This is a genomic window from Bacillus nakamurai (assembly GCF_001584325.1).
GTDB lineage: Bacteria > Bacillota > Bacilli > Bacillales > Bacillaceae > Bacillus > Bacillus nakamurai.
The window spans coordinates 131957-146807 of the sequence record NZ_LSAZ01000034.1; the positions used below are offsets into that span (position 1 = coordinate 131957).

The 14851-nt window shown below is 38.3% G+C and carries 25 protein-coding genes; 4 read left to right on the plus strand and 21 right to left on the minus strand.

The window, feature by feature from the left end; translation table 11 throughout:
• Position 1 precedes the first annotated feature (1 nt).
• The 7 genes from AXI59_RS14610 to AXI59_RS14640 form a co-directional block, all read right to left on the minus strand.
• Positions 2 to 1792: a terminase large subunit gene (locus tag AXI59_RS14610; protein ID WP_061523007.1), complete on the minus strand. Its 1791-nt coding sequence runs from the start codon at positions 1790 to 1792 to the stop codon at positions 2 to 4.
• Positions 1782 to 2231: a phage terminase small subunit P27 family gene (locus tag AXI59_RS14615; protein WP_061523006.1), complete on the minus strand. Its 450-nt coding sequence runs from the start codon at positions 2229 to 2231 to the stop codon at positions 1782 to 1784. The genes AXI59_RS14610 and AXI59_RS14615 overlap by 11 nt, the downstream gene beginning before the upstream one ends.
• 234 nt (positions 2232 to 2465) lie before the next feature.
• Positions 2466 to 2780 carry an HNH endonuclease gene (locus tag AXI59_RS14620; protein ID WP_058906235.1) on the minus strand — a complete coding sequence of 105 codons (315 nt, stop codon included), beginning with the start codon at positions 2778 to 2780 and terminating at the stop codon, positions 2466 to 2468.
• 31 nt (positions 2781 to 2811) lie between these two features.
• Positions 2812 to 3012: a hypothetical protein gene (locus tag AXI59_RS14625; protein WP_061522962.1), complete on the minus strand. Its 201-nt coding sequence runs from the start codon at positions 3010 to 3012 to the stop codon at positions 2812 to 2814.
• A gap of 157 nt (positions 3013 to 3169) precedes the next feature.
• Entirely contained in the window at positions 3170 to 3934 is a 765-nt protein-coding gene (locus tag AXI59_RS14630) for a hypothetical protein (RefSeq protein WP_061522963.1), read from the minus strand.
• Positions 3935 to 4043: 109 nt separating this feature from the next.
• A complete protein-coding gene (locus AXI59_RS14635; protein WP_156476293.1) occupies positions 4044 to 4829 on the minus strand; it encodes a hypothetical protein in 786 nt (261 codons plus the stop codon).
• Positions 4830 to 4943: 114 nt separating this feature from the next.
• Positions 4944 to 5816, minus strand: coding sequence for a DUF2971 domain-containing protein (locus AXI59_RS14640; protein ID WP_061522965.1), 873 nt, complete (start codon positions 5814 to 5816; stop codon positions 4944 to 4946).
• 190 nt (positions 5817 to 6006) lie between these two features.
• Between AXI59_RS14640 and AXI59_RS14645 the strand changes: the two genes are divergently transcribed.
• Both AXI59_RS14645 and AXI59_RS14650 read left to right on the plus strand, forming a co-directional pair.
• Positions 6007 to 6192, plus strand: a complete 186-nt coding sequence (locus AXI59_RS14645) for a type II toxin-antitoxin system HicA family toxin (RefSeq protein WP_061522966.1) — start codon at positions 6007 to 6009, stop codon at positions 6190 to 6192.
• Between the two features lie 26 nt (positions 6193 to 6218).
• Complete coding sequence (locus AXI59_RS14650) at positions 6219 to 6635, plus strand: type II toxin-antitoxin system HicB family antitoxin (protein WP_061522967.1); 417 nt, start codon at positions 6219 to 6221, stop codon at positions 6633 to 6635.
• 15 nt (positions 6636 to 6650) lie between these two features.
• On the opposite strand, the gene AXI59_RS14655 is transcribed toward AXI59_RS14650, so the two are convergent.
• The 14 genes from AXI59_RS14655 to AXI59_RS14715 all read right to left on the minus strand — a co-directional run bounded on the left by AXI59_RS14655 (position 6651) and on the right by AXI59_RS14715 (position 13681).
• Positions 6651 to 7166, minus strand: a complete 516-nt coding sequence (locus AXI59_RS14655) for a sigma-70 family RNA polymerase sigma factor (protein ID WP_061522968.1) — start codon at positions 7164 to 7166, stop codon at positions 6651 to 6653.
• Between the two features lie 225 nt (positions 7167 to 7391).
• The gene (locus AXI59_RS14660) at positions 7392 to 7592 is read right to left on the minus strand and encodes an XtrA/YqaO family protein (RefSeq protein WP_032867702.1); all 201 of its coding nucleotides are present in this window, start codon (positions 7590 to 7592) and stop codon (positions 7392 to 7394) included.
• 20 nt (positions 7593 to 7612) lie between these two features.
• On the minus strand, positions 7613 to 7807 hold the full coding sequence (locus tag AXI59_RS14665; RefSeq protein WP_061522969.1) for a hypothetical protein: 195 nt from the start codon (positions 7805 to 7807) through the stop codon (positions 7613 to 7615).
• Positions 7808 to 7898: 91 nt separating this feature from the next.
• Entirely contained in the window at positions 7899 to 8120 is a 222-nt protein-coding gene (locus tag AXI59_RS19835; protein WP_061522970.1) for a hypothetical protein, read from the minus strand.
• Positions 8110 to 9438: a replicative DNA helicase gene (gene dnaB, locus AXI59_RS14675; RefSeq protein WP_061523008.1), complete on the minus strand. Its 1329-nt coding sequence runs from the start codon at positions 9436 to 9438 to the stop codon at positions 8110 to 8112. Before dnaB ends, AXI59_RS19835 begins: the two co-directional genes overlap by 11 nt.
• 1 nt (position 9439) lies before the next feature.
• Positions 9440 to 9796, minus strand: coding sequence for a replicative helicase loader/inhibitor (locus AXI59_RS14680; RefSeq protein WP_061522971.1), 357 nt, complete (start codon positions 9794 to 9796; stop codon positions 9440 to 9442).
• Positions 9789 to 10562: a hypothetical protein gene (locus tag AXI59_RS14685; RefSeq protein ID WP_061522972.1), complete on the minus strand. Its 774-nt coding sequence runs from the start codon at positions 10560 to 10562 to the stop codon at positions 9789 to 9791. The genes AXI59_RS14680 and AXI59_RS14685 overlap by 8 nt, the downstream gene beginning before the upstream one ends.
• A gap of 11 nt (positions 10563 to 10573) precedes the next feature.
• Positions 10574 to 10978 carry a hypothetical protein gene (locus AXI59_RS14690; protein WP_061522973.1) on the minus strand — a complete coding sequence of 135 codons (405 nt, stop codon included), beginning with the start codon at positions 10976 to 10978 and terminating at the stop codon, positions 10574 to 10576.
• 129 nt (positions 10979 to 11107) lie between these two features.
• A complete protein-coding gene (locus AXI59_RS14695; RefSeq protein ID WP_061522974.1) occupies positions 11108 to 11953 on the minus strand; it encodes a hypothetical protein in 846 nt (281 codons plus the stop codon).
• A gap of 12 nt (positions 11954 to 11965) precedes the next feature.
• Complete coding sequence (locus AXI59_RS14700) at positions 11966 to 12613, minus strand: Rha family transcriptional regulator (RefSeq protein ID WP_061522975.1); 648 nt, start codon at positions 12611 to 12613, stop codon at positions 11966 to 11968.
• Complete coding sequence (locus tag AXI59_RS14705; protein WP_061522976.1) at positions 12604 to 12912, minus strand: hypothetical protein; 309 nt, start codon at positions 12910 to 12912, stop codon at positions 12604 to 12606. Before AXI59_RS14705 ends, AXI59_RS14700 begins: the two co-directional genes overlap by 10 nt.
• On the minus strand, positions 12899 to 13180 hold the full coding sequence (locus tag AXI59_RS14710) for a YqaH family protein (protein ID WP_061522977.1): 282 nt from the start codon (positions 13178 to 13180) through the stop codon (positions 12899 to 12901). The genes AXI59_RS14705 and AXI59_RS14710 overlap by 14 nt, the downstream gene beginning before the upstream one ends.
• Positions 13181 to 13193: 13 nt before the next feature.
• On the minus strand, positions 13194 to 13337 hold the full coding sequence (locus tag AXI59_RS20075; RefSeq protein WP_167348384.1) for a hypothetical protein: 144 nt from the start codon (positions 13335 to 13337) through the stop codon (positions 13194 to 13196).
• Between the two features lie 86 nt (positions 13338 to 13423).
• Positions 13424 to 13681: a helix-turn-helix domain-containing protein gene (locus AXI59_RS14715; protein WP_061522978.1), complete on the minus strand. Its 258-nt coding sequence runs from the start codon at positions 13679 to 13681 to the stop codon at positions 13424 to 13426.
• Between the two features lie 265 nt (positions 13682 to 13946).
• On the opposite strand from AXI59_RS14715, the gene AXI59_RS14720 reads away from it, so the two are divergent.
• Together AXI59_RS14720 and AXI59_RS14725 are read left to right on the plus strand one after the other, a co-directional pair.
• Entirely contained in the window at positions 13947 to 14384 is a 438-nt protein-coding gene (locus AXI59_RS14720; protein ID WP_061522979.1) for a helix-turn-helix domain-containing protein, read from the plus strand.
• Between the two features lie 13 nt (positions 14385 to 14397).
• Positions 14398 to 14844, plus strand: a complete 447-nt coding sequence (locus tag AXI59_RS14725; protein ID WP_061522980.1) for an ImmA/IrrE family metallo-endopeptidase — start codon at positions 14398 to 14400, stop codon at positions 14842 to 14844.
• Positions 14845 to 14851 lie beyond the last annotated feature (7 nt).

Below are 14851 nucleotides of genomic sequence, written 5' to 3' on the forward strand. Positions count from 1 at the left end.
CCTACATGCTTTTTAAATCGGCAACGGAATAATACTTCACTTTCCCGGACTTTTTCGGCTTGATTAACATAGGAATTACAAACGTATGGGCCGTTAATGCTGCGGCCACCCCGTCAATTTTGCGGTTCTTGGATTGTTTCGTAGGCATCCAGTTATTGTTACGATCTTTAACCATTCTTACATTGTTCAGATACCAACGGAAAAGCTTGTTATTGTTAAATATGACTTTCCCGTCTAGCATCAGCTCTTTAAAGTTCTGCATTGGGCCGCCAAGCGTTTTAAAGCCTTGGATTACTTTTTCCGTTTCGAATCCGTGTTCTTCAAGGGCCGCGTTTAAAAATAACGCTTTGGCCTTGTCGTAACCAATTTTCTTTATCTTGTACAGCTTGGATTTTTCAATAAACCAATCCAAAACAACCTCGTAATTGACGTATTCAGCCTCCGGGATAATGGTCAGATATCCTTTTTTCCTCCATTCATCCAACCGCTGCTGATTATTGTCCCGGTTATATCGGGCCTCCGGTATCCATGAATGAGTCAGAAAAAATATCTCCCCGTTATCAAGCGGAAATTCTAAACAAGCGCTGGTAAAATCCTCAGTTTCGGACAAGTCATAACCGCCGACACATTCCCGGCCTTTGAGCATATCAACGTCAATTTCCTTGTTGTTTTTATTGATCGTTGCTACATCAACAAATGACAATTCATCTACATCACTGAAAATATTAAATTGCTTTGTTAACCAGTCGGCAAGCTCCTGCGGGTTCTTCCTATCTTTCTTGTAGTCTGTCACAAGGTTTACAAAGTCCATAAGGCCAATGTTTGGGTTTGCTTTTATCCACATCCGCGGATCGTCCGCCTCTTCCGGCTTGTCCAGCTTCGCAAGATAATAAAAAGTCCGTTCGTCTAAATCATCTTCGAGGTTTTCAAGGCATTCTTTCCCCGCCTCAAAAAAATTCATCAATGGCCCATCTAAAACGTAGCCGGCTGTCGTAATATAAATAATTAATGGCTGCTTCCGCATGCCCCTCGACTTCTTCATTACGTTGATTAATAAATAATCAATGTATTCGTGAATTTCATCAAATACAGCAAAATGCAAGTTTTCCCCGTCTTTATTATTTTTTTCCGCTGACATGGCTTGCATTGTGCATTTCATATTTTCATAACGAATTTCACTTCTCAATGCCTTAAAGCGTTTGTTTAAATAGGGCGAATTCTCAATCATAGCCTTGGATTCATTGAACAAGATAGATGATTGTTTTTGAGAGTTAGCCAATACGTAAACATTGGCCCCGCGCTCTCCGTCAAAGCCCAACATATAATTAGAAATCCCGGAAATAATCGTTGTTTTTCCATTTTTCCGGCCAACAAAATCTAGGGCCTCACGATACTTTCGGATTCCTGTATCTTTATGAACCCATCCAAAAATGGAGCCGATGACAAAATGCTGCCACGGCTGCATGATAAGTTGATCGTGATCACCTTTAGAGGGTTTACATTTCTTTTCAATAAACCTGATAGGACGGTGCCCTTTCTCTTCATCAAAAATCCAAGGAAAATCATCTGTGCCCTGCCGCTCTAAATCTCTCATATGTCGTTTAGCAGCTAAGATATTTTCCTTTGATGCCGGGATTGATCCATCTATCAGCTGTTCTGCGTACCATGTTGTCAGTAATTCAGGATAAGGCTGCACAAGGATGCCGCCCCATGATTGTTGTTCCGCTTGATAATCAGCCCACCACTTGGTAAGCTCCGAGTAACTCATGTCAAGCAAGGGTTTAGAAGTCATCTTCTTCATCTTCTTCCCCGCTCTCTAAGTTAATTGCTAATTTTGCACGAGCTGCCGGCGACAAGCCTAAATCTGAACCATACGCCCGCAGTTGCGCTGCCATATCTTTTTTACGCATAATAAAAGGGTTGGGCTTCCCATCAACCCACAACCCATATTTTTTAATTTGCCTTTCAAATGAAATGTATTGAGAATACGCGTCACAATAAAAGGCTAAATGTGTGATATCGGCCTCATTGATCAATTCCACTTCTAAAAGAAGCTCGGTCAGCCGTTTAAATTCCTTTTTAGCAGTTGCAGACAACCAGGAAGGCGGCTCGATATTATCGGCCCTCATTTTCATTTTCTCTTCATTTTCAACACGTTTTTCTAATTCTGCTTTCGTATAGCGGCTTTTATTGCCGTCTAATAATGTGAGTTTGGCACTTTTTGCAGGCATAGCCACTGTTATCACCCTCTTTCGAAAAAAATTCATTTTTACCCTTTACAAATTGCGGCCCCCGATATACGATAAACCTAAGAGCATCAAGGCTTCGGCCGGGATGCTCTCCTTTGTTTTTCCGGGGCGAAAAATCTTCAAAATCGAATTTATTGTATAGGAAGGGCCACACCGTTGTTTGAAAAGCGCATTGCCCCATGTTTAAAGGGTAGGGGGGTATGTTTCAGCGTTTTTTTAACTTATTTCGTTGTTCCCGTAGAATTTGAAAACATTTTCGCTTCGTTTTTTCTTCTTCTCCCCGCCACTACGTTCTGGATGCTCCCTGTTGTGGCACTCTAAACAGATCGTTTCAAGATTATCAAGATCAAACGCCCGGCTTGGATCATCCCTTAATGCGATGATATGGTGAACCGTATTTGCTTCTGTTATCAATCCACGACGACGGCACTCACAGCACAAATAGCCGTCCCTTATCAGAACGACTTTCCTCACTCGCTTCCAGCGTGCCGTATTATAGATTTTGTCTAATTCGTCACGTTGCCTTGCCATGCTTATTCCTTTTCCGATTTACCCGAACAGACTACACACGATAAACAGAAGAACGTGAGCGCAATAAACCATGACGTCTCAAATGGGTGCGCATAAATTGTTTCCATGCTCTATCTCCTTCACTCAACATAATAAAACCTTCTGTGGATAGCGGCTTGGGTGTTGGCATCCTTTCAGCCGCACACCTCACATTCTTTCCTAATTCCTCAAAGGCTTGACTAATTGTTTTCATGTAATCCCTCCAATCATATTCTTTCTAAACTGCCCCCGTACTCAGACCGTTAACCGCCAATAGTTCTCCCTGAGATTTACCGGATTCAGTTTACAGAGAATATAAAAAAGCATCTAAGATAGATGCCCAACTTAAAGTGAATAGCCTCAGCGCCAGTTTAGGCGCCAAGACTATTTTCATTTTTTATTTTTTCTTCAAGTTCTGTCACCACACTTTCCAGTACTTCCTCGTACAGTTGGGCAGATCTCGTCAATCTGTGAGTTTCTATTAATATCTTACTTGCTATCATCAGACCTATGATGAGTAGAGTTATTGCGTTAATGTAATTAATAATAGCATTACTAATAAGGTTGAATGTATCCCCATATATACTTTTTATAGTATCCATTACCTCTGGTTTCAGAATTAAACCCGATATTAACCCTAAAATCACTCCAATGGATGTGTTAGTTAAAAAATCTTCTGCTTTTTTGGTAGTACTAGACTTATAATATATTCTTAATGTTTTAACTTTTTGTAAGGCTGTGTGCTTGTCGGTTCCAGCCCAATCATTAATTGATTCTTTGAGATTATCAACTTCTGATATAACGTCATTTATATCAGAACAATCATGTAAAAATCCTTCATATTTTAGATCTCTTTCAAAAGCCCTGCTTTTTCTATATCGCCATTTATACAAAAAAGTAAGGAGCCAAAATAAACATGAAAATATTAATAAATTCATGAACAAAAATACTGTATATTGTATTATTAGTTCTCTGTTTTGTTTAAATATAATAGCTAAACCTATTCCTATTGCAAATTCCCATAAAAGATATTGAGCATATTTAACTGAATAATTCCGAGATGGTATAAACAAAAATTCAAAAAACTTTTTTATACCAGCCCATAAGATAGAAATTATTTTCTTTAAGATTATCACTTGAGTCCTCCTACAAATTAACTTCTTAAATTGGCAAGAGATTCTAACAAAAAACCATTGGCGAAATTTGTCTAACGATTCCCCTGGAACGGGTAATCCTCTTGCTCCTTCATTTCTCTCCTTGCACCCTCTTCATTATTATTTGAAGTGGTTTACGATCCTTTTTTCGTGCTAGAACTTTTATAAAATAATCCTCCTCGTTCTTGTATCTGAACAAGGTTTGTACATATCTCTTTTTGTATCTCAGATTCGTATTTGATAAAAGTCTTTTATATATTCTGTTACTTGATAATTTGCTGTTTTGGAAATAAAAATCATTCGTCAAAATCGTTTTAGCATCTTCGATACTATGAAAATAATTTGTTAACATTCTAAATAGAAAATAATATGTCCTATATTTAGAAAGTTCTTTTTTAGATTCGTTATCAAATGGTGCAATTCTCAATAATTCATTCAATAATTCTTCTATAAGAGCTAATTGTTCTTGATCTTTACCAATACCAGCTATATCCTCCATAACTTCATATCTCAATACAGCGTTGTATGCTCTTATAATCTTTGGAGAAGCAAATTTAAGATTATTTCCTATATGATCATTTATTTTCTCCAATTGATTCTCTTTCTCCCATATTTGTATTACTTCACCTTTAAAATGGTCTTTTCTAAAAGCTGTTTGATAGTCATAATACATATATATTTCCAATAAAATTGGAGCAAACAATTCATTATAAACTACTCTTTCACTATTCTTTCTTTCTCTTTTTAATGTCAGACGGTGTGAAAAAAACTGAGCAACACACGCTCCCACAAATGCACCTAATAATGTGGTAGTTGCAGTTAAAGTGGCTGGTCTAAGATTTTCTGGAATCCATGAAATAATGTCTATGTCATTCACCTCCCAGATTATTATCGGTGAATGATACTGACAAAGGAACAGTTTACGAAATTTGTCGAACGATTTACCGGAAACAGTTTACAGAGAATATAAAAAAGCACCTTAATAAGGTGCTTAATATCTATAAGGAATACATGAATACCTTATAGAGTCTTTCGAAATATGGTTGTATTCATGCAGGTTTAGAAATTGAACTAGACCTTCCAGAGTTATATCCATATTATTTTTAGGTCCTATTGTTATCCCTTTCACACGATTTTTATGAAAACCAAGTTTAATAAAAGGTATGAATGTTCCATTTGAAATTCTACAATCATATTGAATTTTCTTACTCAAATATGGAACGATCGCAATTCTATACTCTTCTTCCTGACTGAAACAATTATCTTTAAAAAATATAGAAAACAACTGAATGGTCCTTATTATATCAGCAACGCCAACTATGTAATCATCATTGATTCTATCAAAAAGAATGTCCTTTTCAGCTAACTCAATAAAATAATCAATTACTTCAGAAATTGCTTTAATTTGATGCTCTTTTTCATAAATAACACTTGAATGATATAAATAATAATCACTATAACTTTGATTAAACTCAAAATCATCAATTATGGCCCGAAAACTGAAAGCAATATTGTATCCATCATTATTTGAATAATTTGACCATAATAAATTTGAATCCCCATTATTTGAGAGGGACAATATATAAATTAAGTGATCATTCATAAGTTTTAATACAGTATCAAATTTATCAAGTATTTTATCTTTTAACTCATTATATTTCAACTTATCCTGTAATAAACTCTCACAGATCTCGAGAGTATATTTTAATTCAGTTTTATCATTCAAAAAATCAGAATGTGATACCCAAAACTCCCTGTTATCTAAAATCCCTTCTAGTCCATATATGTTAGTGTAATGATATAAAGTACATTCCTTTTTTTCTTCATTAAGATATTTTTCAGCCATCATGTCTCTAAAATCCATTGTTTAATCCTCCTTCACCCCTTTATTATCGGCAAAAGAGAGTGACAATGGAACCATTTGCGAAATTTGTCGAACAAAAGTTCCTTTCATAAATTAGACTCAACCGTAAGACAAAAAATGCTTTTTTTCAAAAATAAGTATCGACACGTATAAATAATACGTGTTATAATATATGTGAAGGGAGGGAAACATGAAGTCTTCAAGAGATATCATAAAGATACTTACAAAAGATGGGTGGTATTTAAAGCGGGTTGTTGGTAGTCATCACCACTTCAAACACCCAGCCAAACCGGGCACGGTAACAGTCCCACATCCAAAAAAGGACTTCAAACCCGGCACACTAAATTCTATACTTAAACAGGCGGGGCTTAAATAGCCCCCTTGTAAGGAGGTTTTATATATATGGCAAAGTATTTATTTCCGGCGATTTTTGATGCAGGAGAAGACGGAAGCGACGGCTATACAATTACATTCCCCGATCTACCCGGCTGCATTTCAGAAGGTGAGAACGTGGAAGATGCTATGAGCATGGCGAAAGATGCGCTTGAAGGCTTTTTATACGGAATGGAAGAGGACGGCGACAATATCCCTTCCCCATCAGCCCCAAACGATATTGAAGTGCCGGCAACTGGTTTTGTGGTTATGATAAGCGCCTGGACGGATATTGTGCGTGATGAAATGGAAAACAAAGCGGTGAAAAAGACACTTACTGTACCAAAATGGCTTGCAGAGGCAGCGGAAAAAGAAGGCGTAAACTTTTCACAGCTTCTTCAATTTGCATTACGTGAGCGGCTCGGCATGAACAAAAGATCATCATAAAAAAAGACAGCCTGTTTAAGTTAAACAAAAAAGGCTGTCATTTGCTCTATTTTTCATCTTCAAGCGGGATCGTTCAATATTCTTCTGAACGGTTCCTTTTTTTATATTGAGTAAAGCAGCTATTTCTTCAAAGGACATATTTTGCACAGCATGCATAATAAAAATGTCTTTCTCTCGGTCTGTAAGTACAGACAAGGCATCCTCTATTCTTTCCCTGTCCCAATCGCTTACCTCTCCATCAGGCTCCTGAATGATGGCATACTCTTCCGGCAGCGCATCAATCAAACGCGGATCAGATAGGATCGTTCTTTTATATACATCCCTACGATCAGCACCACGGCGGGCACCGGGTTGTCTCCCATTCTGCAGCCATTCGATTGTATATTCAATGTCGCTTATCATGCCGCCAATGATCTTTTTATCGCTTTTTTGTTCAGCCGTTAATAGACTATCAGCAACCGCCGATAACTGCCGGTACATCTTTTTGACATCTTTTAATGCGCTTTTATATTCAATGATTAAATCTTGCATATGTTTCCTCCTGTTATTTCCCCTTAAATACGCCGCTCTCGGCTCGTTTCAGCCTTCGCAAACCCCTTTTCCCCAGAAGTGGGGAAAAGCCCTCAGATTGAGCCTTATGCGTTTATATCAGCATTTCTTTGCTGGCGCTTCCGAAAAACAAAAAACGGACACCAATCAGAGCACAGTAAATCTGTACAATGATCAGTGTCCGCAGGCTTTCCGTCTTGGACTTATTCAGTTGAATAATTCGCCTTCATCCCACTTAACGCGGGTTACTTTTCCTTTACTCGTGACAATTTTTGTTTCTCCATGCTCAGGAAGCGGCGTCATTTTTGCTTCCCCATTTGAAACAATGACAGCAAAATTTTCATGCTTTGCCATGTCAATTATAAGTTTATCTTTCTCTATTATAGAATCTAATTTAATTAGTCTCAAATGGTTGCCTTCCTTTCGATTTATTTATTTTTACTGGCAGCAGCGCGGCTGTCCATTTCCTTTTTGACAATATCCGCTCTTTGCTGTTGTTGCTGTAAATAGGATTGATTTTCAGATAAAAGAGCATCCCCAATCCTTTGTTTAATATCCGTAAGTAGTAAATACAACCCCTCCGTTGTCAATCTCTTTACCGATTCCTCAAAAAAGTTACTCACTCTATTGTTTCCTCCCCATGCTGCTATCACAAAACCCGAATATATAAATCCAATTGGATCCCGAAACGTTCGTTTCTATCGGTTCTTATTTTTAATTTTGAAATACCGGTTTCCCTTTTTGCTTTTGCCGCTCGTAAGCAAGCAAATGAGCGTTCATCCTGTCTTTAAACTTCTCTTGCAAGTAAAAATTCAGCGCCTCTTCCGAATCCTGCAGCCGTACCGTTTTTTTCTCGTACACCAAAAATTCGATCAGCAGGATAAGGGAATAATAATTATGGCGGAGCGCTGCTTCATACCATTCTCTAATCGTCAAAGCGCCGCTCCAAGTTGACAAAAAGTCCGTACTCTTTGATGAACGCCAGTGAAACAGTTCCGACCGGGCCGTTTCGCTGCTTGGCTATAATGATCTCAATAATATTTTTGTTCTCGCTTTCCTTGTCGTAATAATCATCCCGATAAAGAAACCCAATGACATCCGCGTCCTGCTCAATTTGTCCCGATTCTCTTATGTCTGACATCATCGGTCGTTTATCCTGCCGCTGTTCAACGCCCCGTGAAAGCTGACTGAGGGCAATAACGCAAATATCCAACTCGCGGGCCATGTGTTTTAACATGCGGCTTATTTCGCTTATTTCCTGCGTTCTGTTACCCCTATGTTTTGCCGATCCTGAAATAAGCTGCAGATAATCAATAATGATCAAAATATCTTTTCCAGCAAATTCACGTTTCATTTTTCTGACCTTTGACCATATTTCGTTAACTGTAACGCCTGGGCGGTCAAAAATCCTGAGATCAGCGGAGCCAAGAACCCCGTTTGCTTGTGAAAGCTTGTTCCAGTCATTCGCCGTTAAATTACCGGTACGCATCGCATGAGCATCAATATTTCCAAGGCTTGACGCCATTCTTTTTAGGAGCTGCTTTCGTGACATTTCAAGGGAGAAAATAGCTACAGCCCCACCTTTATAATTATTTAGAGGGCTTGCCATGAAATTCTGAGCAACGTTTAGACAAAACGCGGTTTTCCCTACAGACGGACGCGCGGCTATTATCACTAATTCTTGCTTTTGAAAACCTGACGTCATTCGATCTAATTCCGTGAAGCCGCTCCGCATACCCGTTATTTCCCCTTTAGGCTCCGATAGCTCTTCGTAAATGTCTAACAGGTCATTTTGTATTGCCCCGTCCTCTTCGTCGCCTGTGGCGTCTTCTAAGCGCATTAAATCGGATATAGTAGATTGAATGACAGCGGACGGATCGTCATTTGCTGAATTCTTTTTAATTTCTTCCGCAATTTTGCCCATTTCCCGCCTTTGCCAATACTCAAAAATGATTTTTTCATAGAATCCAATGTTTGCAGTAGTCGGGACAGAAGAAGCCAACGCCGCCAAATACTGATGACCCCCGACGCTCCCTAAGTTGTCCCGGCCGATATGTTCCGTAATCGAAACCAAGTCTATTGGCGTCCCTTTTGTGTCCAGCTCTAACATCGCGGATAATAGGTTTCTATGCTTGACTTGGGATAAGTGCAGCGGCTTTGTGGTACAGTCTTTTAATAAATCAGGGTTAAGAAGGAGCGCTCCTAAAAAGGTTTGCTCCGCATCTGTGTTGTATAGAAAAGTATTTGCGTTCATGTCAATCACCGATTCCCAAGATTTTTCTAATTTCCGCTTTTGACTTTTCAATTAATGCCCGTTCCTCTTCCGTTTGCTCAACGGGAGCGGATAATTTTGAAAGGTAGTCTTTTGTCTCTTCTATGGACGGTATCGCATTGATCCGATCAACGATGACGTTTTTTTCATTCAGCAAGTCAGCAACCTTGGGCGGAAACTTGCTCCGTTTACAAAAACGAATGAGATTGTCACGCACTTGTTCGTAATCAGCATCCTGTAACAGCTCATGCCACGAATCAACTTTATCCTGCGTTATCTCGAAATGCTCAAAGTATTGTTTTATGAGCGCCATGATTTCAAAAGTTTGTTTTTTAATCATCCAAATCAAACTCCTCTACGTTTAACTGCGGTGCCTTGTTTGCCCTTTTCTGCTCTTTATCACTTTTAATTTTGGTGACAAGCCTATCAAACTGTTTTCTAAGACTGGCCGGACTAAGTATATTGGTTTTCCAAAAGCTATCTTGTTGTGACCAATTGATTAAATATTTAATCTGCTGATCTGTGCGTTTGTCTCGCTCGCGGATCAATCTAAATTCATTCGCCCATTTTTCAAGATTCGGTTTTTTAGCATCCGGGTTATTGTTTTGGATTTCTTTAAACAAATATTCCGCGTTCTCCATGTCGCAAATTTCATATTTGAGACGAGAAGGTTTTATATTCTTTTCATTCTTTACATTCTTATCATTCTTGATTGTGTGTTTTTGTGTCGCTTTCGTGTCGTTTTTGTGTTCGATCACTGTCTTTTTTTCTTCATCGGAATCATGGTAAACCCCATAATTGACAATGGTTATAAGCGTTTTTTTAGTGTCTTTTTTAAAATCAATCATTTCATCCTTCTTTAACAGATCAAGAAACTGCGTCACTTTTGTATTTGACCATGACCAACGTTCGCCAAGCTTACGAATAGATGAAATAAATTCCCCTCTTTTAAGATCATAAAGCTCATTTCCTAACACGAATTTATTATCTTTATGACTGGCCATCATAAGTAAATCGAGCCAAGCTTCATATTTAGAAAACTTTCTTTTTTCTTGGTATATCCAGTGATCTTGAACACTCCTATGAAGCTTTATCCAACCAATCATTTAACTCACCTTTACTTGTAAAAATTCAATTCGTCACTATATGCTACTTCTCCCATGAGATAGCGGAAGCCAGCTATAAACCCTGATATGAAAGCATCCTCTGTCTCAAACGCGCTTTTGCATGAATAAACCTCGTCAAAGTCCTGTAATAGCCGCTTTGAATCTGCAGGCAGTTTCTTGCTTAACATGGAAAAAAGCTCATTCGTTCGTTCATTGGCCTTGCATGTTTTTTTAGACCATTCGATTTTCTCTTCTCCATCATTTACCGGCTCATGGAGGTCTTTTGTTGCAATCAATTTAAGCATCGTAACCATTCCAGCATCGTAATACTGCCCGCATGTCATAGTTTTATCTTTATCCGCTCCGACCTGTTCACCAATAGCAGCTATTTTTGTAGGCGTACCCATTAATTTCATAATTCTTCCCCTTTTCATGGCATATATTTGAAATATCGAATTGATTTTTTTAAAGAAGCGTGATATTTTCTATTCAAGCCAGTCAAGAAAAAGTGTTGCAGCACTCTCCTTGACCAGCTTTACCTTCTTCTACAGTAATGTAAGGTTTGGCCGATCCCGCTCCATTGAGACAACGCGGCCGTATTCATCTTTTACGGCTTTATACACGGGGATCGGCTCTTTTATAACCTCTTGAAACATTCTCAACGTATCAATCTCCCCATTTTTAATACGTTCCATGACACCAGCAAAGAAAATATCAAAGTAAACGTCATCTTCGGGGGCTTCTATATTTTTAGTGACAACCTCAACTAAAAGTCTGTCAGAATCAATTTCGGCCGGCAGATCATCAATTATCTTTCTCATTTCAGCCGCTCTTTCTTTACTGTGATCAATAGATAGAAGAGACAAAAAATCGTTCTTTTTCATTTTCCAGTAACCTACTGACATAAATAGATATTTTTCTAGTTTCTCTTGACACGAGATTCTATAATTTAAAGCTGTTTTAATTTCTTGCTTAATTTCGTTCACCTCAGCCCGCCATTTATTCCCCATGGCTTGGTAGGTTTCTAAGCTCTCAATCTCGTTCAATATGGCCCAAAGACGCTTATGATACTTTAAAGTGAGTTTGTTCCAAGCGTTTATTTTACGCTGCAGTCGCTTAACCCAAACCATGGTGTTATAGGGGCTATATTTTGTAACGGCCATAATTTTATCTACGTTGAAAAATTCACTCAGTGCTTGAAGAACCTCCTCAGGAATATCCCCCTCTGATGCGCCGGCAAACAGATGCATTAAATTAGATTCTGCTATTCTATCCAGGCCATCTTGAAGGGCTTTATTTGCATTCAGGATAAAGGCTTGAAACTCTGTAGAAACATGGTTCACTTCCACTTTTAATGCTTTAACTCGACTATAAAACTCAAATGTATTCATTTTCCATTCCTCCTAAAATAGCGGTCTCCATGATTTAATCCATGCTTTAGCGTCCTCAAAATCAAGTTTGCGTAAATCCCTGTACGACGGCACGGAGAACGCGTCTCTAAAATTGCGGTGAATGCCTGCAAACAATCGGCGTGTGCCTGTCTCGCTGTTGTCGTAATTGTCACGGATTTCATAAACACGCTTACGTATCTGCTTCTGAATTACATTTTGCTGAAAAGAATCAATTTGCCAATTGTTTTCAAGTTGGTTCAATCGCTTATCGTGTTCATTTTGCTTTTGTTCAAGACGTATCATCTGCTGAAGCTGCGGGCTTAACTGTGAGTAATCATTTTGCAAGTGCCGCTCCATCTGATTGAATTGATCCACGTAAGCAGCGGTAAACAGTATGCCTTTTTCCCCTGTCATTTTGTTGGCGACCATTTCACACCCTTGTTTTGTAATTAAATAATGCTTGGCTGCCTTGTTCTGTTTTGTCAGATATGTGCTAGGGATGAAAAATGTTTGAGAATCCAATTTTGGATTTTCCTCAATCACCTTTATGTAGCCCTCAATATCTCTCGTAAGATGGAAATGATTTTTCCCCACCATTTCCGCAACATCCCGACTGTCGGCAAGATATTGCCCGTTTGATTCGATTAAATTTAATTGCATGCTGCTTCCTCCATTTTCTTTAGTTCACGTTGCCTAACTTTTATAATTTCCTGCTCGGAAGCTCGGCACCACTGGATACAATAATCAGTTCCGTTTTGGGTAAATTCCATGAGGACTTTACCAGAAATTGATTTTGCCCTTTCGATGATCTCCACTTTTTCCCCTCGGTTGTCTGCAGCATTCTTTGGAAAAATGAAGAGCGGGCCATATTCATTTAAAATTGCTATTAAATCTCTCGACTTTTCATCTTCCGGCCATATATTGGTGATTTCTGGCGAAACTGAATTAGATGTATTCACTTGTCAGCCCCCTTTGCACAACCGAAACATCTATCCCTCTTGATGAAAACTGGGACGCGATTTCATGTAATTGTGTGACTGGTGCCTGTTGGTGCATCCGTTTGAGGTCTTCGCAATGCTGCTTTAAAGTTTCAATAATTTCTAAACAGCCGTCGAAGTCATTATCTTGAAGAGCATCCGGGATCATGTCGTGTAAAAGAGATTCCATTGACTTGATTTTTCTTTCCGCATTTTCGCGATCAGTTTTTAAAAACTCGTTTAAGTTCATAACTTGACTCCTTTTATTCCGCATTTAAATAAACAGCACAATACTTAACCATTTGTTCTTTACAGTAATTGCCGATGTGTGGCCGATTTTTTTTAATCATTAATTGTTCAAATTCAGCGAAGAAAGCAGCGAGTTTAAGCGCCTTTTCTTTTCTCATCTAACATTTCCCCTTTCTCCTTCTCTTCTTCCATTTCAAGAAGCCGAGGGATAGAATATTTCATAAAGAATTGAAAAATCCTATCCTCAACATGTGCTGGTAGTTCTATCATGCAATTCCTCCTCAACAACTTGTATTTCCGTCATTTTTAATACATTTAAATCAAGATCAATGCAAATAGCTATTTTCGAAAGAGAATTAGTTCCGGGCAAATATCTTCCGTTTTCAATGTCGGAAATATAAGTCCTAGAAAGTCCCGTCAAGCTTGCTAACTCTGACTGATTCATGTTCTTCTCTTTTCGCTTACTCTTAATGGAATAGCCAAGATTTTTCTTATCTAACATTTTTTCACCCCCCGTTAAGGTATGATCAAATTGTACGGCATTCACGACATTATGTAAAAGTCGAAATTTGGCGAAATTCAAGTATTTTAAAGATTCAGTGAGATATATACTTGTATTTCCGTCATTTTGCTGAAAATTACTTGTATTTCCGTCATTTTAAGTATTGTATTTCCGACATTTTGAGAATATAATTACTCTCAGGAAGTTAGAAAGGCTATGGTACACGACACGTCACGACAATAATTTATTAAAGGAGCTCAAAGATATGACAAGTGTAGGGCAGAAAATTAAAGCACTGAGGAAAAAATCAAAATTAACCCAGGTCGAGCTTGCCGAACTCGCAAATATGTCAAGATCGTATCTTGCTGATATCGAAAGGGATAGATACAAACCGAGTTTAACCACTATTGAACGTCTTGCTGCTGCTTTAAATATTAATGTGACTGAAATAGTCGCAGATGGTGACTTAGTTAAAGAAGAACCCACACCTTACGAAACGAAAGCTGAAAAAGATATTGCAAAACGAATGGAGGCTATAAGAAAAGATTTAGAGAATACGGACGGTCTTAGTTTTTCAGGAGAACCCATGAGTCAGGAGGCTATTGAGTCTCTTATGGAAGCCATGGAGCATGTCGTTCGGCAGACACAAAGAATTAACAAAAAATATACACCCAAAAAGTATAGAGAAGACAATCAAGAATAGGAGGCTTTCACCTTTGATTAAGTCAACTGTGAATAAACTGATTTCAAAGTATAAAACTAGCAACCCCTTTGAGCTTGCCTCATATCTAAATGTCAACGTTATACCTTGGAATCTACACCACGAGATACAAGGATTTTATAAATACGACAGGAGAAATAAATACATCGTTATAAATTCAAACCTAAATTCAAGTCAAAAAATATTTGTATGCGCTCACGAACTTGGACATTCACAATTGCACCCACATTCCAATACACCATTTATGAGAAAGCGTACTTTTTTTTCAATTGATAAAATTGAAATTGAGGCAAATACGTTTGCTGTTGAACTTTTACTCCCGGATTGGGCTATCGAACAACACAGGGGCACTTCACTTACTTTAAAAGATATCGCTGCAATAAACGGCATCCCCTGTGAGGTTGCTCATTTAAAAGATGTTTCCAACCTTAAAAATTTTTAACCCTAAA